Source organism: Paenibacillus sp. V4I9 (assembly GCF_030817295.1).
Taxonomy (GTDB): Bacteria; Bacillota; Bacilli; order Paenibacillales; family NBRC-103111; genus Paenibacillus_E.
The window spans coordinates 6,135,452-6,157,014 of sequence record NZ_JAUSZE010000001.1 but is presented as its reverse complement, the minus strand read 5'-3'; the positions used below and the strand labels follow the sequence as shown (position 1 = coordinate 6,157,014).

Annotated in this window: 18 protein-coding genes; 12 read left to right on the top strand and 6 right to left on the bottom strand. The window is 44.1% G+C overall.

What is annotated here, in order from left to right; translation table 11 throughout:
• The 4 genes from QFZ81_RS28415 (at window position 1) to QFZ81_RS28400 (ending at window position 5,206) form a co-directional block, all read left to right on the top strand.
• Window positions 1-2,121: an ROK family protein gene (locus QFZ81_RS28415; protein ID WP_307605529.1), complete on the top strand. Its 2,121-nt coding sequence runs from the start codon at window positions 1-3 to the stop codon at window positions 2,119-2,121.
• Window positions 2,099-3,766, top strand: coding sequence for a hypothetical protein (locus QFZ81_RS28410; RefSeq protein ID WP_307605528.1), 1,668 nt, complete (start codon window positions 2,099-2,101; stop codon window positions 3,764-3,766). Before QFZ81_RS28415 ends, QFZ81_RS28410 begins: the two co-directional genes overlap by 23 nt.
• Before the next feature lie 113 nt (window positions 3,767-3,879).
• Window positions 3,880-4,674 (top strand): thymidylate synthase, encoded by a 795-nt coding sequence (thyA, locus tag QFZ81_RS28405; protein ID WP_307439173.1) that lies wholly within the window; start codon window positions 3,880-3,882, stop codon window positions 4,672-4,674.
• A gap of 43 nt (window positions 4,675-4,717) precedes the next feature.
• On the top strand, window positions 4,718-5,206 hold the full coding sequence (locus tag QFZ81_RS28400) for a dihydrofolate reductase (RefSeq protein ID WP_307605527.1): 489 nt from the start codon (window positions 4,718-4,720) through the stop codon (window positions 5,204-5,206).
• A gap of 60 nt (window positions 5,207-5,266) precedes the next feature.
• Here the strand turns inward: QFZ81_RS28400 and QFZ81_RS28395 are convergent, their stop codons facing one another.
• The 3 genes from QFZ81_RS28395 to QFZ81_RS28385 all read right to left on the bottom strand — a co-directional run bounded on the left by QFZ81_RS28395 (window position 5,267) and on the right by QFZ81_RS28385 (window position 7,473).
• Window positions 5,267-5,893, bottom strand: coding sequence for a YcnI family copper-binding membrane protein (locus QFZ81_RS28395; RefSeq protein WP_307439177.1), 627 nt, complete (start codon window positions 5,891-5,893; stop codon window positions 5,267-5,269).
• 96 nt (window positions 5,894-5,989) lie between these two features.
• A complete protein-coding gene (locus QFZ81_RS28390) occupies window positions 5,990-6,661 on the bottom strand; it encodes a response regulator (protein ID WP_307439179.1) in 672 nt (223 codons plus the stop codon).
• Window positions 6,661-7,473 carry a sensor histidine kinase gene (locus tag QFZ81_RS28385; protein WP_307605526.1) on the bottom strand — a complete coding sequence of 271 codons (813 nt, stop codon included), beginning with the start codon at window positions 7,471-7,473 and terminating at the stop codon, window positions 6,661-6,663. Before QFZ81_RS28385 ends, QFZ81_RS28390 begins: the two co-directional genes overlap by 1 nt.
• Window positions 7,474-7,641: 168 nt before the next feature.
• Between QFZ81_RS28385 and QFZ81_RS28380 the strand changes: the two genes are divergently transcribed.
• The 3 genes from QFZ81_RS28380 to phnE all read left to right on the top strand — a co-directional run bounded on the left by QFZ81_RS28380 (window position 7,642) and on the right by phnE (window position 11,185).
• Window positions 7,642-8,667 (top strand): HoxN/HupN/NixA family nickel/cobalt transporter, encoded by a 1,026-nt coding sequence (locus tag QFZ81_RS28380; protein ID WP_307439184.1) that lies wholly within the window; start codon window positions 7,642-7,644, stop codon window positions 8,665-8,667.
• 173 nt (window positions 8,668-8,840) lie between these two features.
• The gene (gene phnC, locus QFZ81_RS28375) at window positions 8,841-9,614 is read left to right on the top strand and encodes a phosphonate ABC transporter ATP-binding protein (protein WP_307439186.1); all 774 of its coding nucleotides are present in this window, start codon (window positions 8,841-8,843) and stop codon (window positions 9,612-9,614) included.
• Window positions 9,611-11,185: a phosphonate ABC transporter, permease protein PhnE gene (phnE, locus tag QFZ81_RS37535; protein ID WP_373463727.1), complete on the top strand. Its 1,575-nt coding sequence runs from the start codon at window positions 9,611-9,613 to the stop codon at window positions 11,183-11,185. Before phnC ends, phnE begins: the two co-directional genes overlap by 4 nt.
• Window positions 11,186-12,037: 852 nt before the next feature.
• On the opposite strand, the gene QFZ81_RS28360 is transcribed toward phnE, so the two are convergent.
• Window positions 12,038-13,006, bottom strand: coding sequence for a phosphate/phosphite/phosphonate ABC transporter substrate-binding protein (locus QFZ81_RS28360; RefSeq protein WP_307439188.1), 969 nt, complete (start codon window positions 13,004-13,006; stop codon window positions 12,038-12,040).
• Between the two features lie 129 nt (window positions 13,007-13,135).
• Between QFZ81_RS28360 and QFZ81_RS28355 the strand changes: the two genes are divergently transcribed.
• The 5 genes from QFZ81_RS28355 (at window position 13,136) to QFZ81_RS28335 (ending at window position 18,394) form a co-directional block, all read left to right on the top strand.
• The gene (locus tag QFZ81_RS28355; RefSeq protein ID WP_373463726.1) at window positions 13,136-14,749 is read left to right on the top strand and encodes a bifunctional metallophosphatase/5'-nucleotidase; all 1,614 of its coding nucleotides are present in this window, start codon (window positions 13,136-13,138) and stop codon (window positions 14,747-14,749) included.
• A 239-nt stretch (window positions 14,750-14,988) separates the two neighbouring features.
• Window positions 14,989-15,789 carry an alpha/beta hydrolase gene (locus QFZ81_RS28350; RefSeq protein WP_373463797.1) on the top strand — a complete coding sequence of 267 codons (801 nt, stop codon included), beginning with the start codon at window positions 14,989-14,991 and terminating at the stop codon, window positions 15,787-15,789.
• Window positions 15,786-16,574 carry a 5-oxoprolinase subunit PxpB gene (gene pxpB / locus QFZ81_RS28345; protein ID WP_307439194.1) on the top strand — a complete coding sequence of 263 codons (789 nt, stop codon included), beginning with the start codon at window positions 15,786-15,788 and terminating at the stop codon, window positions 16,572-16,574. The genes QFZ81_RS28350 and pxpB overlap by 4 nt, the downstream gene beginning before the upstream one ends.
• Window positions 16,564-17,544, top strand: coding sequence for a 5-oxoprolinase subunit C family protein (locus QFZ81_RS28340; protein ID WP_307605523.1), 981 nt, complete (start codon window positions 16,564-16,566; stop codon window positions 17,542-17,544). The genes pxpB and QFZ81_RS28340 overlap by 11 nt, the downstream gene beginning before the upstream one ends.
• A gap of 88 nt (window positions 17,545-17,632) precedes the next feature.
• A complete protein-coding gene (locus QFZ81_RS28335; protein WP_307607066.1) occupies window positions 17,633-18,394 on the top strand; it encodes a LamB/YcsF family protein in 762 nt (253 codons plus the stop codon).
• Between the two features lie 432 nt (window positions 18,395-18,826).
• On the opposite strand, the gene QFZ81_RS28330 is transcribed toward QFZ81_RS28335, so the two are convergent.
• Both QFZ81_RS28330 and QFZ81_RS28325 read right to left on the bottom strand, forming a co-directional pair.
• A complete protein-coding gene (locus QFZ81_RS28330; RefSeq protein ID WP_307605522.1) occupies window positions 18,827-20,368 on the bottom strand; it encodes a recombinase family protein in 1,542 nt (513 codons plus the stop codon).
• Between the two features lie 231 nt (window positions 20,369-20,599).
• The gene (locus QFZ81_RS28325; RefSeq protein WP_307605521.1) at window positions 20,600-21,454 is read right to left on the bottom strand and encodes a recombinase family protein; all 855 of its coding nucleotides are present in this window, start codon (window positions 21,452-21,454) and stop codon (window positions 20,600-20,602) included.
• Between the last annotated feature and the right edge of the window lie 109 nt (window positions 21,455-21,563).

Genomic DNA, 21,563 nt, shown 5'->3' with positions numbered 1-21,563 from the left:
ATGAGGTTTTCTACATTATTTAAACTCCGAGGTTTATACTTATTTATGGGGCTGGCTGGAGGCACACTCAATCCTTATATCACAACCATTTTCGTTCATGGAGGCTTGGCTAAGAGTCATATTGGATTGATGATGTCTATTGCTTCTCTAGTGATTCTGGGTGCGCAATTTCTTTGGGGGCGGTTAGCGGATCGTTATCAGATGACGAAATCCATCCTGCTCCTTAGTCTGGCTATTCCCGCTCTGTTATCGATCCTGTATCAGGCGCCGTCTGTATTCTTGATGATCGCAGCTTACATGACCGCTATTATTTTTACGGCTCCACAGGCTCCGATTGGCGATGCTTTTGCTGTATCGGCAGCAAGGGCTGCGGGTTCATCCTACGGTTCGATTCGCAGCTTCCAAAGTGTAGGCAACGCGCTGGGTGGCTACGGAGCTGGATTTTTTTTATCCTATTATTTGCCTAACCATTTATGGATTCCATTCCTTCTGATATCCTGTATAGGGATTATCATGGTGATTGTTCTGCCCGCCCAAAAGGAATATCATGTAAAAAGTCGACCCTTCATTAACGGAATCGGGGAATTGTTACGGAATAAACGGTTTGTCCTTTTTCTGGGCGCGTGTTTTCTTGTCAATCAGACGTTAACGGCGTTCAATACGTATTTCGTTGTCGTGTTCCAAATGGTAGGCGGCTCGTATGCCCTCTCGGGAATCGCACTGATGATTGCCGCATTTTCCAATGTGCCTGCGATGTTCGCGGCATCACTCGTCATCAAACGTCTCGGCAATGAGAAAACGATGCTGCTTGCGACACTTGCTTATATGGTTCGTTGGGCAATCCAGTACGCTTTCCCTATTCCAGGCGTGATGGTCGCCGTACAAGTATTACAAGGGTTATCGTTTGGCCTTTTTTACGTTGCCGCCGTTGAATATGTCTCGCGAATTGTGCATAAAGAGATGCAAGCAACAGGACAAAGCGTATTTAACATGGTTTTTGTGGGACTTGCGGGTATCGTGGGCAATATGTTGAACGGTCTTTTATTGGAAAAGGGAGGACCGTCTTCGATGAATTTGGTTTGTGCCTTAAGTGCGCTGCTCGGAGCCATCTTATTGATCTTTGTCGCCTACGGCTTCAAATCGCGTGAGTCGGATGTGATTCCAAAGGAGGTGCAGCGCAAGCGGTTTATCGCTTTTGATATCGGCGGCACAAGCGTGAAATACGGAGTTGTCGATGAAGCGGGCGAAGTGCTGTCGCGCGGTTCCTTATCTAACGAGGAGTCCGATGACAGCGAGCTTTTTATAGAGAGGTTAGTAGGAAAGGTCAACCACTTTAAAGAGGCGAGAATTCCAATTACCGGTATTGCCATTAGTACGGCGGGTATTGTGGACGATTCAGGTAAGATCGTGGGGGGCATCGAGAACATCCCTTATTTAAAAGGCGTCAACCTGAAGTGTGAACTTGAGACCCGCACGAAGTTGGTGACCAGGATTATCAATGATGTCAATGCGGCTGCGCTTGGTGAGGCATGGAGGGGAGCAGGAAAGGGCGAGAAGACGTTTTTTTGCATCGCATTAGGAACGGGCATTGGCGGAGCCATCGTTTTGGATTCCAAGCTCTACAAAGGATCTCACTTCCGCGCTGCCGAAATTGGATATATGCATATGAATCTCAGGCATACTAGCAATTATGAGATGAGAGCCTCCACTTCGGCGCTGGTCAGCAAGGTTATTGCCGGACAGAACGATAAAGATTCAGCGGGCATTACCGGTAAAGTTATTTTTGATCGTGTCAAAAGCGGAGATTCCGCATGGTATGAGACTGTCGATCTATGGATGAATGAGGTGGCCAGAGGCATTGCCGATCTCATCTATGTGTTGGACCCTGGATTGATTATCGTTGGAGGGGCTGTCTCCGAGCAAAAGACGTTCTTAACCGATCGCCTCTCTGCCAAAGTAGAGTCCTATTTAACGAACGATTTTAAAGGGCTGACACGTATCGTACCTGCGCTTTGCGGTAATGAAGCAGGAATGCTGGGCGCAGTTTCTCTATTTATCAACTTGAACAACCAGGATGAAGGGAATGTGAAGACAAAGTATGACCGAGCAAATGAGGGATGAACAACTTTACTTGATTCATCACGCAATGGTTGATATGGATCGGAACTATGACCATGCAATGAAATTGTTACGGGACAAGGATAACCCGGATCAGCATTATACACGGGGGAGCGCCCACTATGCTTTGGGACTCCTCATCCGGAACGCACCAGGAGATTATGAAAGAGCTTGCGAAGTGCTAGGAAAGGTCATAGACCTGCAGTATGACTGTCCGGATGAAATTTATCATGGAACTTTTCGTACTGCACCTCAGGAGCCTCATCCTCCAATTGGCAACCTTCCTTGGAAAACCTTTGCGCCGGGCTTTGCCTACTTTCTGAATGATACGTTTGAAAAGATATCGGCACAGCTCGTCGATATGTTATCCGCAAATACGTCTGAGGCATCTAATAATGTAGATGTTAAGAACATCTTTCAATCGGCTGTGAATCAAGTGCTTCCTCCCGTGTGGAAAAGCTATGATCCGAATTGGCGCGAATTTATTGCTTGTGCCTTTGCCGTTATCCTTGCAAATTTTGAAAGAATGCTGCCAGATAGTCTTATTGATCGGATGGATGCTAGCATGATCAAAGCCGTTGGCGCTTCCATCGACCGGCGTTTGTCGGATGCTATACCAATGAATTCGAATATCGAATTGATGCATATATTCATCTGCCATTTTTTTGGTCACCGATACGATAATGAGGACTTGGTTTCGCATGCCGAGCATGAAGCGCTGAAGTTTTACGCAGCATTCAAAGAATTTGGTTCGTTTGCAGAATTTAACACAACAACTTATTATGGCGTGGATCTCACTGTGCTGGGGCTTTGGAGAAAGTATGGAAAATCAGATGCGTTTAAACAAATCGGTCACGAAATTGAAAAAGGTCTTTGGGAAAATATAGCGTTATTCTATAACCCTAACCTGGAAAACCTTTCAGGCCCGTTCTCGCGTGCCTACGAAATGGAAATGACAGCCCATAGTTCGATTGGCGTGTTTCTCTTCCTCGCATTAGGGAAAGGGTATGAGTACCTTGCAGCCATCAACTGTGAATCCGAGCACGATCCGATGATTGCATTGGTCGATGTTGACGTGCCGCTGGCGATCAAGCCGTCGCTAATCACACATCATAGTGATCGACTGGTCGTGAAGCAGTTTAGGGAGCTTTGCGAACGAGACGAGCCTGGTGCGAACACGAATCTTTGTACAGCGACAGCTTGGATTGAGAAGACTCTCATGATCGGCGGTATGTCCGGAAGCCGTAATACAAATGGACAGATGCATCCTGCAACCATACATTGGATAACGGAGCGTGGGGACAAGTATTATATGAGGTTAATCCGTCGTGAATTAGGCGGACATTGGAACTCGCATATAAGAGGCATCACATACGAAGCGAAAGCGGACAAGGATCTGTTAGTTGTTGATGTTCATTTTGACACGGATAAGGAAATTGAGCTGTATTTTGAAATCAGAGGCAAGAACTTACTCGCGGAAAGCTTGGCTCCTGATGTTTGGACATTCCCAGGATTGACTTGCAAGGTAGAAGCGGACGCGCCAGCACCTTCAATCAACAAATATGATGAATACATTGAAATGATATATCTATATCAACCTCAAGTATTGAGCAATCATATGAGCTTTATACTCCGTTTTCTTATTTGATAGCTGCCCTCGTGCAGCTTTTTTGCATGTCGGATCAAATAAACCATAATTCCGAATATGGAGTTCCTCTGTTATAATGAAATTTATAATAACTATGAACCATGAGGTGCCAGATGAGGGCTTATTTAGATTTATTAAAAGATATTATGGAACAAGGGGTACAAAAAGAGGATAGGACGGGGACGGGGACACTTTCAGTCTTTGGACGCCAAATGCGTATAGATTTATCACAAGGGTTCCCATTGTTAACAACCAAAAAATTACATGTAAAGTCTATTGTTCATGAATTGCTTTGGTTTTTAAGCGGAAGTACAAATGTTAAATACTTGCGAGATAATGGGGTTACAATATGGGACGAGTGGGCAGACGAGGAAGGTAATTTAGGCCGAGTTTATGGTTCTCAGTGGAGAACTTGGCTGGGTCCCAATGGTCAGATTATTGATCAAATATCATCACTGATTACGCAAATCAAAAACAATCCTGATTCGCGGAGACATTTGGTTAGTGCATGGAATGTTGCAGAGATTGAAAGTATGGCATTGCCGCCTTGTCATTATGCTTTTCAGTTTTATGTGGCAAATGGACGTTTGTCGTGTATGTTTCAAATGAGATCCGTAGATACTTTTCTCGGTTTGCCATTTAATTTAGCTTCCTATGCGTTATTAACCTACATGGTAGCACAACAGTGTGATTTGGAGGTTGGGGATCTAATTTGGACCGGTGGTGATGTACACATTTATCTGAATCACATCGAACAAGTTAAGACACAACTTTCCAGAGAGCCATTCCCGTTTCCTAAACTTGTAATCAAACGGAAGCCGGATTCAATCTTTGAATACGGTTTTGAAGATTTTGAATTCGTTGACTATCAATCGCATCCTGGCATCAAGGCGCCAATCGCGATTTAAACGAGCTATTCTATAATCATGTGACGAAGGGAGGGGCTCAGGCATGAGTATTTCATTTATTTTTGCAATGGATCGCAACCGAGCCATCGGTGTGAATAATAAACTGCCTTGGCATTTACCAGGGGATCTGAAGTTTTTCAAATCCGTGACAATGGGTCACCCTATTCTTATGGGGCGGAAGACGTATGAGTCCATTGGCAAGCCGTTACCGGGCAGACGTAACATCATACTCACTCAAAATCCGCAGTTCCATGCAGAAGGCTGTGAGGTCATTCACTCCGTGCAAGAAGCGGTGGACGGCTTCCGTGATCAGGAACTGTTCGTCATCGGCGGGGCGGAAATCTTCCGACTGTTTACTTCCGTCGTGGACCGCATGTACATTACGCACATCGAGCATGAGTTTGAAGCGGATACGTTTATGACCGAGCTAGACTTGTCCGAATGGACGTTGGTATCCAGTGAACAAGGCGAACGGAACGAGAAAAATCCTTACGAGTACTACTTCCGAATCTACCAAAGAAAACAAGCTTAAGGAAATAAGTAAAGGCCCTGAGTTATCTGTTATGTTCACAGAGAGCTCAAGGCCTTTTTATTATTTACGCTTTTTTGTAAGCGACACGATCAGAGATAAAGCTCCAAGTACGACTGCCGCAATGGAGAGGTAGAGGGAAGTGTTGGATGAAGTGCCACTGGCTGCAGCACTGCCAGGCGTTACTTGTCCGTGGCTGTCTGTCGTAGCACCGGTTGCTGCTTTGGCTTTGACAGTCGTTACAGAAGCGGGCTTGTCAGATCCATTAGCGCCAACCCATTCAACTACGCTGCCATCCTTATAAGTTTGATAGGCTTTCCACACGATCTCGGTAGCAGCATCCGCTACTTTGCCCTGCATATTGAATTCACCGAATTCTGTACTAGCCAGTCCATCTCCGGTTGCTTTCCAAGTGACACCTGTAATTTTACCAGCAGTATCTTTAGCTAGCTCATAGGTCCAACCTGCTTTGGGCTCGAAGCGAGAAACCGCTACAGCATCCATAGGGAATTTCACTTCTACTTTCACAGTAGGAATGTCTTTCTCTGAAGGTACACGTACCGTGAATTTCTCGTAGCTGCCTTGTGTGGATTCTTTCGGATATACAGTAACGTGGGCGCTGGCGATTCCCGCGAGAAGCATGGAGCCAATTAGCATAATACTTGCATTTAACATCAGTTTTTTAAACATAAAACGTGTTCCCCCTTCAAGTTAACTCTTATCATGTTGTCCATATTACCTGATCGACAAGCAATAGAGTATGACTCGACTGGGCTATTTTTTCGACTAGTTTTGTCCTTTTCGTGTCAGTCCGTACTTAATGGCGAATGCGGTGAGTTGGACACGATTCTCGAGTCCAAGCTTTACCAATATATTTTTCATGTGGTTTTTAACCGTATGTTCGGAAATCAGCAGCTTTTCTGCAATCTGCCGATTGTTATCCCCTAAAGCAACATAGGCGGTAATTTCCTGTTCCCGAGAGGTCAACATGCTCGGTGTTGGGCCCTCTGTATGCGTACCAATAGGTGCGCGGAATCTTTGGAAAAGCTTATCCGCCATCCCTCTAGCGGCTTCTGAATTATCGTCGAGAAGCGCGCGCAGGTAAGTGAGCCATTCGTCAGGGTCCATGTTTTTTAATAAATAGCCTTGAGCTCCGAATTGCAGCGCTGTAAAGAGGTCGGCTACATCATCGGACACGGTGAGCATGACAATACGAATAGCCCCGTATGCTTGCTTAATGCGCCGCGTTGCTTCAAGTCCATCCATAGGGGACATATGTATATCCATCAAAACCACATCAGGCGCGACCTCGCCGCAAAGAAGAATAGCTTCTTCACCGCTGCTCGCTTCCCCCACAATATAGAAATCGGATACAGGCTCCAGCATACTGCGAATCGCTTTCCTAGCTAGTGGATGATCGTCTACGATGAGAACGCGAAACGGCTGATTGCTCAGCATTAGATCCTCCTCCTATCTGCTTGTACCAAAAGTGTAGTTCCCGTTACCATCTCGTCCGTTTCCTTCATCTTAAGCTCGAAAGATGCACCTAGCTCAGCCGCACGCTTCTGCATCAATTCAATGCCATAGGTCTTCCCTTTTGACTTTACATGATGAAACCTATTTCCGTTATCAGTAATCTGTAGTCGCCATGCCTTTGGATTAGCTTCCAAAACAATTGAAGTTTGCGTTGCCATGGAATGCTTGCGTATATTGGTGAACGCTTCTTGTATAATGCCGAAAAGCTGAACTTCTTCTCCAGAAGCGAAGCTGTTCTCTTCCACAGTTAACTTCTCATGAAGCTCAATACCCGTCACCAATTGCCAATTCTCCAGAAATTTATGGATGCGCTGCTGGAAGTTAGCTCCTTCCTCAGGTGGTGTTCTTAGATTAAAAATGGCCTGTCGCAGCGAGTTATCGATTTCGGACACCGCTGCTTTGGCTTCTTCTAAATCTCCTTGCTTCAACTTCACATTAAGAAAGAAAAGCGTTTGAGCCAAGTCATCATGGAGCTCTCTGGCCAAACGCTCGCGTTCTTCATATACGGCTCTGCGGGCTTCACCGATTGTCACCTTCTCATTGCTGCGCTCAATACTTTGAAACATCCACGAAGCGAAGAGATACGAAAGCAGCAAAGTAATAATGGTAATCGTGAAATTCCCGGCTTCCATGGTTAAATAATTAAGTAAAAATTCATGACGAATATACTCAAAGCCGCCGATGATGAGAACAGGCACTAGAATCGTAAAAAGCTTAAAAATACGAAGAGACATAGGGCGGATCCATTCCTTTCCGTAGTCCATCTTTGGAACGGTTTCTATTATATCAGATATGTGTTAGATTTCTTCACAAAAAAATGAGGTAAGTACTTCTCAATTCATGCACACGTGTGCTACATTATTATTAAATCGTAACACGCACAGAAAGGCATGGTGTCAATCATGTGGAAATCAATTCTACAGCAGAGAAGAAGCTGGGCTGGATACGTTGTTGTGATCGTCCTCTTACATATACTTGGGATTATCGGATTATATAGTGTAGCGAAAATGACGCCTGCCTTTTGGGGAATTGGGCTCCTTGCCTACACATTAGGGATGCGGCATGCTTTCGACGTTGACCATATTGCGGCGATCGACAATACCGTACGCAAGCTCGTTGGGCAGAAGAAGAATCCATTAGGTGTTGGTTTCTACTTTTCATTGGGACACTCCTCTGTCGTCTTCGTCATGGCCATTGTGACTGCATTCTCCGTACAATGGGCAGCACGTGAGCTACCTTGGATGCAGCGTTTTGGAGGTGTTATCGGCGCTTCGGTTTCTGGTCTGTTCCTTGTCATTATTGGCATTTTAAATTTACTCATTCTTATCAATTTATATAAAATGTTCTTGAAATTTCGTGGCGGCACAAATGATGATAAAGAGTTTGAAGAGCTTCTCGAGTCCCGTGGATTCATTGCTCGAATGATCAAACCTCTCTTTTCTTTCATAGGCAAAAGCTGGCATGTATACCCGTTAGGTTTTCTCTTTGGTTTAGGTTTTGATACGGCGAGCGAAATTGCGCTGCTAGCGATCTCAGCCCATGCGGCGAAGGAAGCGATCCCCTTCATTGGCGTCATTTCACTTCCGCTGCTGTTCGCTGCAGGGATGAGTCTCTTCGATACAGCCGATGGGATGTTCATGACCAAAGCTTACAAATGGGCTTTCCATACACCGGTACGTAAGCTTTATTACAACTTAACAGTGACTGCTTTGGCCGTCATTGCTGCTTTAATCATTGGCGTGATCGAGTTAGGTCAAGTTCTCTCCGAAGAATTCAAATTGGAAGGAACCTTCTGGACGTGGCTGCAGGAGATTGATTTCGGGACATTAGGCTATATCTTAGTTGCTCTGTTCGTGGTGGCATGGGCCATTTCTATTGCGGTATGGAAAGGGATGAAGATTGAAGAACGCTGGCGTGCTAAAGTATAATCCATCGTGATGATTGTGGTCTCAGTTCGCTTATGAGGCCACTTTTTTGTTATGGATAACAATGGAATATGAATATTTTCTAAAGGTTAGGAGAGAAAAAAGGATTTTGCCGAAATACGTTGAAAGTAGTCTGTCTAATCTTCAGATACTCTGTAAAAGAAAGTAGGACTTATATGATTGAGTTTAAGCATATTTCCAAAGTATATCCTAACGGAACTGTTGGTTTGAATGACATTAACTTAACTATCCATCCCGGAGAATTCGTTGTTATTGTAGGCCTATCTGGAGCAGGTAAATCTACTTTGCTGCGTTCCATTAACCGTTTGCATGAGACGACCGAAGGAGAAATATTGATCAACGGTAAATCGATTACAACGGCGAATGGTGCCGAATTGCGCCGCATGCGCAGAGATATCGGGATGATCTTCCAAACCTTTAACCTGGTCAAACGTTCTACGGTAATTCGAAACGTATTGTCAGGACGTGTAGGCTATCATTCCACCCTGCGTACAGTTCTTGGTTTGTTTCCTAAACACGACATTGAGCTTTCCCTGAAAGCACTAGAAAGAGTCAATATTCGAGAAAAAGCTTATTCACGCGCCGATGAATTGTCCGGCGGTCAACAGCAGCGTGTTTCCATAGCAAGAGCTTTGGCACAAGAAGCGAAAATTATTTTAGCGGATGAACCGGTAGCCTCCCTTGATCCATTAACGACAAGACAAGTTATGGATGATTTGAAACGGATTAATACAGATCTCGGCATAACGACTGTCGTTAACCTTCACTTTATTGACCTTGCACGTGAATATGCAACTCGAATTATCGGACTTCGCGCAGGTAAAGTCGTATACGACGGACCCGTTTCGGAAGCAACAGATGATGTATTCTCCGAGATTTATGGCCGTGCGATTAAGAAAGACGAGCTCTTGGGGGTGCTGGAGGAATGAGTGTAACGACAGTCAAGAAGCCTCCTCGTACCAAGATCTATCTCATTGCCCTGATCATGGTGCTTTTCCTGATTGGGAGTATTTATCAGACAGATGCGACACTGACGAAACTCGTTACCGGTACTCCGGAGATTCTTAAATTCATAGCCGAGATGTTTCCGCCGGATTGGCTGTTTTTCGCTGATATATGGAAGCCAATGGCACAAACACTGCAGATGTCCATTATTGGTACAGCAATTGGAGCACTGTTTGCATTCCCGATGGCACTGCTAGCGGCTCGTAATGTTACTACGGCGCCATGGTTGTTCTATCCAGCTAGACTCATCATGAATCTATTCCGTACAATTCCAGATCTGCTCTACGCAGCACTTTTTGCCGTTTTGGTAGGCTTTGGCCCAACGGCTGGTACACTTGCACTTATCTTCTTCACCTTTGGTATCATATCTAAGCTCTCTTACGAATCAACGGAAGCTATTGACCCGGGACCACTTGAGGCCATGACAGCAGTTGGCGCCAACAAACTCAAACTCATTCGATTCGGCGTCATTCCTCAGGTTGCTCCTACGTACTTGGCTCATTTATTGTACACATTCGAAGTTAGTATTCGAGCCTCAGCCATTCTCGGATTAGTTGGCGCCGGTGGTATTGGCTTGCTGCTTAAAAACACGCTGGATCTGTTCCGTTACGATCAATCCTGTGCCATTGTTATTTATACCCTATTAGTTGTTGTTATTATTGATTTGGTCAGCACACGTTTCCGTTCCTATTTGCTAAAAGGAAGCGCGAAACCGATGTCAGCTTCGCGTGCAGCTACGTATAAGGTAGTAGGTTGGATTGCAGTTATTGCCTTATTCATATGGTCACTAACCGGCCTTGAGTTGACTGGCTTCCAACCAACGACTTGGATTCTCACGAAATCCATGTTATCCGGTTTAGTACATCCTGACTGGGCTTATGTGTATATCCCAGAAGGGGAAGATTTACTTCGATCCTTGCTTGAAACCTTATCTATTTCCTACTTAGGAAACTTTGTTTCAGCGGTTGTCTGTATCCCGTTTGCCTTCTGGGCAGCAGCCAATATGAGCCGATTTCGTGCAGTATCAGGCACTGGGAAATTGTTCTTAAGTGTCGTACGAACAATACCGGAGATTATTATGGCTTTGATCTTTATTAAAGCAGTAGGCCCTAATGCCTTTGCTGGGGTTATGGCATTAGGACTTCACTCCGTAGGGATGCTCGGCAAACTTTATGCAGAGGCCATTGAGAATATGGATATGGGACCTACGGAAGCCATGACAGCTGTGGGTGCAAACATCTGGCAGCGGATGGCGTTTGCCGTGGTGCCGCAGGTCATTCCCGATTTCATATCATACACCTTATATCGCTTTGAGATTAATGTCCGTTCAGCGACGTTGCTAGGTGTTATTGGTGCAGGTGGTATCGGTACGCCACTCATCTTCGCGCTCAACGCGAGGCAGTGGCCGCGAGTAGGTATCATCCTCATTGGTATTATTGTCACCGTCTCAGTCATTGACTACATCTCAGGTACACTCCGCAAACGCATTGTATGAGGACATGGGAAAGTCTTTACAAGTGAATTTTCAGTTGAAAATAACTCCAACACCAGCTATTATAGTGGTTTTGGAGGCTTATTTGTTCATAAATGGGGGCTTTTATTTAGGATGGCCCATTTAGGGCAGTAACGTTTTTTTTTGTTTTGGGATAACAGGATAACGGTTTTCGCGGATTGTGGAAAAGATGAGTTGGAGAGTTGTATAACGTGCAACAATTTCTCGGTTTTCGTCAGGATTTGTTGAAGATGTTGCAGTTCATACAACAATTTAGCCGCATTAATATGCAGCATGATCAATGTTGGCGTAATTGTTGCATTTTCTGCAACATTAAGCAACAAACCAGCGACTTTCTAGCCTAAAAGCTGTACAAAATACAACTTCCCTTGAGGGGATTTTTTTTATCTACGCATTAGCTGTAATGCCTTCCTTGGGCTACCAAGCGGAGTGACCTACTTTCACGGTTGGTCTTTGATGGGGTGAATGAATCCAAGACCGGTTCTAACACCTCAATTTGTTCGATCAGCTCTATAGGAATCAGGACGTTATTCAATTTCAAAAGTCGAAAAGTAGGATAGTAATTTGTAATAACCCCCCTTATCTCGTCTTTACCGCACCGGATAGAGACTTCTTTTTTGCAGCTAATAAGCATTTCGAACATCCAATTTTCACCTCACTATGATATATGACAGGTCCAGGTAAACGTTTGTCATGCAAAAGTAAAAAAAGATTTACACGGACGTGCCACATTCATAGTATGCGAGGGAGGTTTGGAGTAGAATGCAAAAAAAATACCTCTACATAATTCGAAAGAATCATGTAGAGGTATTTTCATTTCACAGGAAACCAAGCTTATTTCAAGCCCATTTCTTTATTAACGCTGCGAACGATGTCGAATTTGGCATCGTCAGAAACTACATAGCCTTTGTGTGAATAAACATCGAAAATGATTTTTTGACCATCTGGGTCGTTACCAATAGCGATGAATGCGTCTTGGATTTTCTTTTTCCATGCTGCATCCATATCGGAACGAACAGCGATGGTATCATTTGGAATTTTGTCAGAGTAGCTAAGAACGCGAGTTTGTTTGAATACATCTGGATAATCTTTAGTCATATTCGTACGGATGTCTTGGAATACGCCTACAGCGTCAACTTGACCGTTAAGAAGAGCGATAACTGCTTTATCATGGCCTTGGAATGGAACGCCAGTTACATCTTTAACTGGATCTACGCCAGCTTTTTTCAGTACGAATCCTGGGTAAGTGTAACCAGCAGCGGATGTAACACCTTGCCAGCCCATTTTTTTGCCTTTCAGATCAGCAACTGATTTGATTGGGGAATCCGCTTTAACTAGAATCTCTGATTTATAGAAATCAACTAGATCCTTCGTTGGTTGACCTGTTGCATCGTCAACGCCTAAGCGCGTTGCTTGTAAAAGCAGGTCTGCTGCTTTACGAGTGTCATGAGCAACAACGTAGTTGCTTGGAGGCAAGAAGCCAACATCCACTTGTTTGGAGGCCATTGCTTCGATAACAACGTTATAATCTGTTGATACAGAAACCTTAACTGGGATGCCAAGTTTGTCTTGAAGCAGTTTTTCAAGTGGCTTTGCTTTTGCTTCAAGCGTCTCTGCATTTTGGGAAGGAACGAACTGTACTTTAAGCTCTTTAGGTACGAAGCCTGCAGCAGCAGCCGGCGTAGCGGAAGCTTTCGTAGATGCGGATGCAGCAGGAGCTGTTTCCTCTTTTTTTGCGCAGCCTGCAAGAACACCTGCAGCAACGATCATGGACAAACTAATGACAGTGAATTTTTTCATCATCTTTTTTTGACCTCCGTTTAATTTTATACTTTATCTATGATGTACTATAACATTATCATATAATATATGGAAGATTGTGTGAAGTATTTGTTAATCTGACAATCGATATGTATGGCGTTACAAAATAACATGCTTGGAGTGGGTAATTTGACTCAATCTTGTAAGCTGCAGAAAAGTAGAGTAACTATATTAGAAACAAGTGATCTGCATGGAAATATGCTGCCTATTCACTATGCAAATAATCAACCTAACGATGTGGGTCTATCCAAAGTGGCTGCGCTTATTGCCGCAGAACGTAAGAAAGAAGCCCATGTTATTGTGATTGATAATGGGGATCTGATTCAAGGAACGCCACTTGCGTATCATCATGCTAGATTGAATAACGAGCCGATGGATCCAATGGTCCTTGGTCTGAACTATGTGGGTTATGATGCGGCCGTTATTGGCAATCATGAATTTAACTATGGACTTCGTGTGCTGCAAAAAGCGGTTCAGGAATCAAAGTTTCCTTGGTTATGTGCCAACATTGTGGATGCAGTGAGCGGAGAACCGTTCCTAGGAAAGCCATATCTAATTAAAGAATTACCGGACGGCGTTCGCATAGGAATTCTGGGCTTGACAACTCCCTATATTCCGAATTGGGAAAATCCCGCTCATATCGAGGGATTGCGGTTCGAAGATGCTTTGGAGTCGGCTAAGAAATGGGTAAAGTTCCTCAAGGAGCATGAGCAAGTGGATGTCGTTGTTGTCTCCTACCATGGTGGTTTTGAAAGACATCTAACGACGGGTGAGCCAACCGAGCCTCTAACGGGAGAAAATCAGGGCTTTCAACTATGTATGGAAGTAGAAGGTATAGATGTTCTGCTTACAGGGCATCAACACCGAAGCATCGCGGGAGTAGAAATCAATGGTGTTGTCATTGTACAACCAGGAACTGCTGGTGTAACACTTGGTAAAGTTGAATTAAAGCTCTCGAAGGTAGATGGCAAATGGCGCATCGATGCCAAGAAATCGGAGCTGCTTTCTGTGGCTAATATTGAAGCGGACAACAAATTGATAGAGCTTGTTAGTGTGTATGAAGCGAAGACACAGGAGTGGCTCGATCAACCAATTGGTAAGCTGTCCGGAGATATGCTAGTCAAAGATCCCATGCAAATTCGCTTGAAGGACAATGCGCTGATCGAGTTCATCAATCGTGTTCAGATGGAGCTCTCGGGAGCAGCCATTTCAAATACAGCGTTGTTTGATAATGTATCGCCAGGATTTCCATCGGATATTACAATGAGGGACATCGTCTCCAACTACATTTACCCGAATACACTGAAAGTGATACGGATTTCCGGACAAGACATCAAGGATGCTTTAGAGCAATCAGCAGAATACTTTGAACTAACATTAGTTGGTGAAGTTCAAGTGAGCAGCAAGTTTAGAGACCCGAAGCCGTCGCATTATAACTATGATATGTGGGAAGGGATTACCTATAAATTGAACATATCCCGCCCAATTGGCAAGCGTGTCGTACAACTGGAATATGAAGGGAAACCGCTGGATCTCGAGGCCTCCTACGATGTTGTTATGAATAATTACCGAGCTGCAGGCGGAGGCAATTATGGGATGTTCCAGGATAAACCGGTCATCAAAGATATCCCGACGGACGTAGCTGAATTATTGGCAGGATACATCATGGAGCGCGGTACCATTGAAGCTAGTGTGAACGAAAATTGGGAAGTCATCTGGGACTAGGTTGGCATTAGGATTCGCGAATGTATTCCCGGTCCCCTGATCTAGGATTGTAATACACGCGATAAGTGAATCCATCCTTTGGATCACTTCCGTGACTTCATAGCCTGCGATGTTTTCTGTTGTAGCTACTATCATGAAGAATCATCTCCTTTTTTTGTAAAATAGACTCTTGCTACTTGATTAAGATTCGATATTATTAACTTAGTACGAAAATGAAAATAGGGGGTTTCGCATTGAGTATAATTAAAACGATCGAATTATGGCCCGGAGCATCCAAGGATAGCATAGGTGATGATAACCAAGGATGTCCGAGTCTGACTTTGTATCCCACGTCTAAGGAAGGCTTGAGCTCTGCAGTTATAGTATGTCCCGGAGGAGGCTATTGTAGGCGTGCTGCTCATGAGGGGGAGCCCATTGCCAAATGGTTAAATGGACTTGGAATTTCAGCTTTTGTTTTGAATTATCGCGTAGCTCCCTATGAACACCCGATTCCACTCCAAGATGCACAACGGGCAATTCGAACGGTAAGGCATCACGCTGAAGAGTGGCAAATTGATCCGAACCATGTTGGTATTCTCGGCTTCTCGGCAGGTGGACATTTAGCTTCTTCAGCCGGTACACATTACGATAAAGGAGATCAGGAATCAGTCGATCCGATCGAAAGACAAAGCAGTCGTCCCGATGTGATGGTACTCTGTTACCCAGTTATTACTTTCTCCGGAGAGTATGGACATGAAGGTTCAAAGCTTAATTTACTAGGAAAAACACCGGATGAGAAGTTAGTCTCGCTGCTATCCAATGAGCAACAAGTAACAGCGCATACGCCACCGACTTTTCTCTGGCATACAGCTGATGATGCGGCCGTTGCCGTCGAGAACAGTTTGCTTTTTGCAGGGGCGCTAAGCCGTCATAAAGTGCCTTTTGATCTGCACGTGTTTGAGAGCGGACGTCATGGTATTGGAATAGCTGATGATCATCAGGAAGCTTACATTTGGCCTGAACTCTGTGCGAATTGGCTCAAAAAGCAACATTTTGCATGACCAAACTCTCTTACGAATGCGACATGCTTGGAGATTCGGCTATTGTGATTAGGCTTGGTGCGGACATTGATTTATCCATTCTGAATCGAGTACGTCAGGTAACAGCTTACTTAGAGAATAATCGTTTTGAAGGTTTTACCGAAATAGTAACGGCATATACAACAATCACGATTTATTATGATAGTTTCCAGGTTTACAACTACTATTCAGAAGAGGGAACTACCCGAAAAAATGGGCGTGCCAGCTGGACGAATACGTTACTACCCTATGACATTGTCTTATTACATATTCAAAATCTTTTGCATAAGTTTGAACATACAAATGAGGTTCATATTAACGAGCCTGGGACAACAATTGAAATCCCTGTTTGTTACAGTGAGGATTATGGTCCGGATCTTGCGGATGTCGCGGCCTATCATCGTGTCAGTAAGGAAGAGATCGTGCACCTGCATACCTCACAGATTTATCCGGTATATATGATTGGCTTTGCACCTGGTTTTCCTTATTTGGGCGGATTGGATGACCAGCTGGCTACACCAAGGAAATCGGTACCTCGGACGAGGATACCAGTTGGTTCGGTAGGCATTGGCGGCGCTCAAACAGGCATTTATCCCTTTGAAACGCCTGGCGGCTGGAATTTGATTGGTCGTACCCCATTGGCTTTATTTCGTCCGGAATCTGATCCACCATCTCTACTAAAGGTAGGAGATCAAGTAAGATTTGTATCCATTACGGCAGAGCAGTTCCAATATGAAAAGGAGAGGAACATGGGAAATGGGCTTTGAGGTCATCAAGCCGGGATTATTATCTACCTTGCAGGATGAGGGGCGGTATGGACATCGGAAATATGGCGTCATTACATCAGGCCCCATGGACCTCTTTGCGCATCGAGCAGCCAATATACTCGTTGGAAATGATTGGGACGCAGCTGCTCTAGAAATGACTCTGCTAGGACCGAGTATGGTAGCGCAAAAGGATATGCTGTTATCTTTATGCGGAGCTGATATGGAAGCAGATAGGGACGGTATTCGAGTGCCACTGTGGCGACCATTTCTAATCCGTAAAGGAGACCAGCTAAACGTTCATTATGCAGTTATGGGGTGCAGAGCCTACTTAGCCGTATATGGTGGTTTCGAGGTGAAACCTGTAATGGGCAGTAGAAGCACCTATTTACGTGCGGGCATAGGAGGTCACCAAGGTAGAGCACTACAAGCGGGAGATGATTTGTCGGTAAGTAATGACGTGGTAGGCGATTATCTTCACCATCCAGGGTCTGTGAGTGCCTTTATTCGTCCGGGCTATGAAGAAAATCCAGTTGTAAGAGTCATACAAGGGAGGGAAGCTGCCCTTTTCACCGAGGCAAGCGTACGCAGCTTTCTGGCTCAAAACTATTTCGTTACTTCGCAATCGGATCGTATGGGTTATCGCTTGGAAGGGATGAGGCTCGAACTATCTGATGGCGTGCCGAGTGAGATGATCTCAGAAGCGGTCGTCCAAGGGACGATTCAAGTGCCCCCAAGTGGCCAGCCCATCCTGCTGATGGCGGACTGCCAAACAACCGGAGGCTACCCGCGCATCGCGCATGTCATCACGGCCGACCTTCCCTTAGTAGCTCAGGTGAAGCCAGGCGGAAAGATTCGTTTCCGGGAAGTCAGCCACCGGGAAGCCCAGGAGCAGATCTTGCTGCAGACGATGGATTTGCGGCTGCTTGAGGCTGGGGTTCGGGCTTGGGTTCGGGATCGTGGGGGGATTTAGGAGCTGGAGAGCTGAAAGAGCTGAAGAACTGAAGGATTGAGGGATTGATGAGCTGAGGAACCGAGAAAATGAGGAACTGGGAGTGAGAATTCTGCGTATTGACTTAAATTGTGATATGGGCGAAGGCTTCGGCGCTTATCGCCTTGGACGGGATGAGGAGCTGCTTGACTTCGTCAGCTCCGCCAACATCGCCTGCGGGTTCCACGCAGGCGATCCCGCAACCATGCGCAGCACTGTGCAGCTGTGCTTGCGCAAGGGCGTCGCGATCGGGGCCCATCCGGGCCTTCCCGATCTACAGGGCTTCGGCCGGCGCGAGATCGCGATCACGCCGGCAGAGGCTTACGAGCTGACGTTGTATCAGCTCGGGGCGCTGCAGGCGTTCGTCCACGCCGAAGGCGGACGCCTGCAGCACGTCAAGCCGCATGGCGCGCTCTATCACATGGCTGCGAAGCGCCATGATCTCGCCGCGGCCATTGCGGCTGCGACCGCCAGCGTCAGCGCGGAGCTGACGCTGTTCGGCCCGCCCGGCAGCGAGCTGCTGCGGGCGGGTGCCGCCGCGGGGCTGCGGACCGCGAGCGAAGCCTTCGCGGACCGCAGCTACCAGCGGGACGGCACACTGACGCCCCGCGATCAGCCGGGGGCGCTGCTGTTGAGCGCCGCCGATGCTGCGGCGCAGGTCGTAAAGCTGGTCCGCGAAGGGAAGGTCCTCTCCCGAGAGGGAGAGGACCTGAGCATGCGCGCGGACACGATCTGCATCCACGGCGATGGTGTGCACGCCGTGGAATTCGCGCGCGACATCCGCGCGCTGCTAAACAGCAGCGGCATCGCAGTGCTGGCGCTCGGGCATTAATCACGGCGCTCGACACCGTCGTAACATCCCTTAGCATCGCTATAAAAGAGCCTTACGCCGCGTTCCTCAAACCGAGCGTCCAAGCCGAAAAACATGTATTTCCTACATGATTTTCGGCCATCAACGCCCGTTGAGCGCTGTTTACCTCCATTTTTTACATCAAATATCCCCCAATTCTCTGTAAACACACTTTTTAGCCAATTCTGATGCACTTTATGCATCTAATGATCCAATTTTGCTTCAGAGAATTCCACCTATATTGATGTACCTTCTGCAGGTAATGATCCAATTCTAGACCTCCTCCATGATTCTGAGTGCATTATGCAGTATCTGCTTTACTTCCTAGGCAGCTATGCTCTAGGTTCTTCGTGCACTTTTAGCAGCATTCCAATCATTCTGTTTCCCAGAACCACCCCTCCTAGGAAAGAATCTTTATAACGATTTTTTATTTGTTACAACACTCTGTACATCCTCTTCAATAACATCATTGGGCATAGTCAAAGGCACTTCAAATCTAAATGCTATATGACTAAAAGTGCGATCATTGTTAATAGTAATTTTCTCAACCAAAGAATTGATGAGTCTTTTTTGAATTTTCTTTTCTGATTTTTTAAAAACTTCACTAAAATTTCTAAAGACTGAGTTGACGTTGTCGAGATTCACATATGATTTAACTGATCTCGACAATTCAATCTCTAGTATTTGTTTTTTATTGAAACAACTTTGGAGTTGCTCAACTGACAGATCGTTCAATTCATTAAAAGTCTCAATATCCAGTCTATTCTTGCTAAATTCTATCATGATGTTTTTCTTCCCTTGTTCAAATTCATTTATTTCTTTTTCAACTTGTTTGAGCTGGTTCTTTAAAAGTCCTAAATCGATAGTATTTCCATTGTTCAATTCTCTTACTACCCTATTAATAATTGTCTTATCTTGAACTATTTCATTGATTCTGTTTATTATTATTTCTTCCATCTTTTTTGCGTTTATTGTTTTCGATGTACATGTACCATTCTTTTTATATTTGCTGCATACATAATAGGAAGTATAAGAACCATCTGGCTTTTGTTTACTTGCAATATGATGATACATTTTTGAACCGCAATCAGGACAACTTAGTAGACTTGCTAGAAGATGACCTGCAGTTGTAACTCTCTTTTCGGTAGTTTTCCTTAATGCTAATTTGTCTTGTGCCTTTTCAAATTCTTCTTCAGAGATGATAGCTTCATGTTCACCTTTAACATAAATAATTTCATTTGACTTATTTTTTGATCTTCTGCCATATTCGACATACCCTTTATACGTTGAATTCGCCAAAGCAAAACTTACCCAGTTGGCACTAAATTCTTTCTGCCTCTTTGTTTTAATACCTAGATTATTTATTCGATCTCTAATCTCGTTAATTCCACATCCTTCTAAAAACCATTTGAATGTTAGTTGCACTATTTTTGCCTCAAGATCATTTATAATAAGTTTTTTATTAATATTGTCATAGCCGAAGATTTGACCTCCATGATGCTTACCATTTTTAGCTCTTCTAGTGTGGCCCATAGTAACATTATCAACAATTCTACTTCGTTCAAATTCAGCAAAAACTCCACATAATTGAAAATTAGCTTTTCCAGATGGGGTTGTAGTATCAAAACTTTCTTTATAGCTTTTGATAGTAACATTATTTTTCGATAGTTGATGTTCAATATTTACCAAATCCATTGTACTCCGAGAAAATCTTGAAACGTTCCAGAACAATACAAGATCAAATATGTCTTTAGAGCTATCATCGAGCAATTTTTGAAGTTGAGGCCTATTTTGATTTTTCCCACTAATGCCTTCGTCTGAATAAACATTAGCTACACTGTAGCCTTTAGTCTGACAATATTCTAATAGCTTCTCTTTTTGTTCCTCTAAACTATAACCTTCATTTACTTGTACCTCTGTACTAACTCGAGTGTATATAGCAACCCTTATACTCATTATTATTTCCTCCTTAAAATTAATATGTTGACATTAGTAATTATATTAGGCCGATTGAAATGCTAAACTTAAGATAAATTCCATTTCTTTCCGTTTTTCAAAGTAAGAATCTAACTAACGTTATTTCTAATAGAAAACCTCAGATCATTCAGTTACTTGACTGAATTTAATCTGAGGTATTTTGATTAAATGTGCTTGAATTCGTAAGTGTTCGTTTATTTCTTTCCATGACTAAGTACTCGTCTTTCTTTTTTGTTCTCGAAGTGCTTGAACTTTATTGAAAAGCTGTTTAGACACAATAGCAGGTATTGAAGCTTTTACTTGGATTTGATTCTTTTCTTTCTTACCGTCATAGCTAAGCAAACCAGTATAAGATGAATTTCGCAATATATAGCATATCGAAGTCCTTGACCATGTTTTATTGGCATCACAGCTTCCAGAATCGCTCCCAGACTGTTTTTGTAATGAGCTAATATATTTTGCAATATAACCATAGCTTTTACCCTCAGCATATATCTGGAACATCTCACGCACTATTTTTGCTTCATGCTCGTTTATTTCAAACTTGCCGTCAGCTAAAATGTAGCCATAAGGAATTTTACCTCCTGCATACTTGCCAGACCTAGCTGTAACAATGCGTCCTGATCTTGTTCGTTCATTGATTAAGTTCCGTTCAAATTCTGCAAAGCTACCAAGCATCTGTAACGTCAACATTCCTTGTGGCAGTGAGGTATCAAAGTTTTCAGACACGCTAATAAATGCAATACCATGTGGTTGCAAATCGTCTTCGATCATAATCAGTAGATTCTTTAAGTGTCTGTGAATGCGATCTGATTTAATGACAATGATTGCATCAATTACATTTTCTTTGTCACGAGCAAAATCAAGCATTTTAGAATACTCGATTCTTTCGTCTATCTTTGAGCCAGACTTTGCTTCATCGACAAAAATTTCTTTTAATTTCCATTCCTGACTGGTACAATATGCCTGTATTCGTTTCTTTTGTTCGGCTATTGATGTGTTATCTTTTTGAGAATCAGAACTGATACGAACGTAACCAACAACATTTTTTATTATGTGTTTCATAGAGTGAACCTCCTGTAGGTAATTACCACATAAGACCATATGGTGATTTTACTAAGCAGGAGATTTTTTGTACATATAAATTGCTACTTGGACATGCATAAAGTTAAGC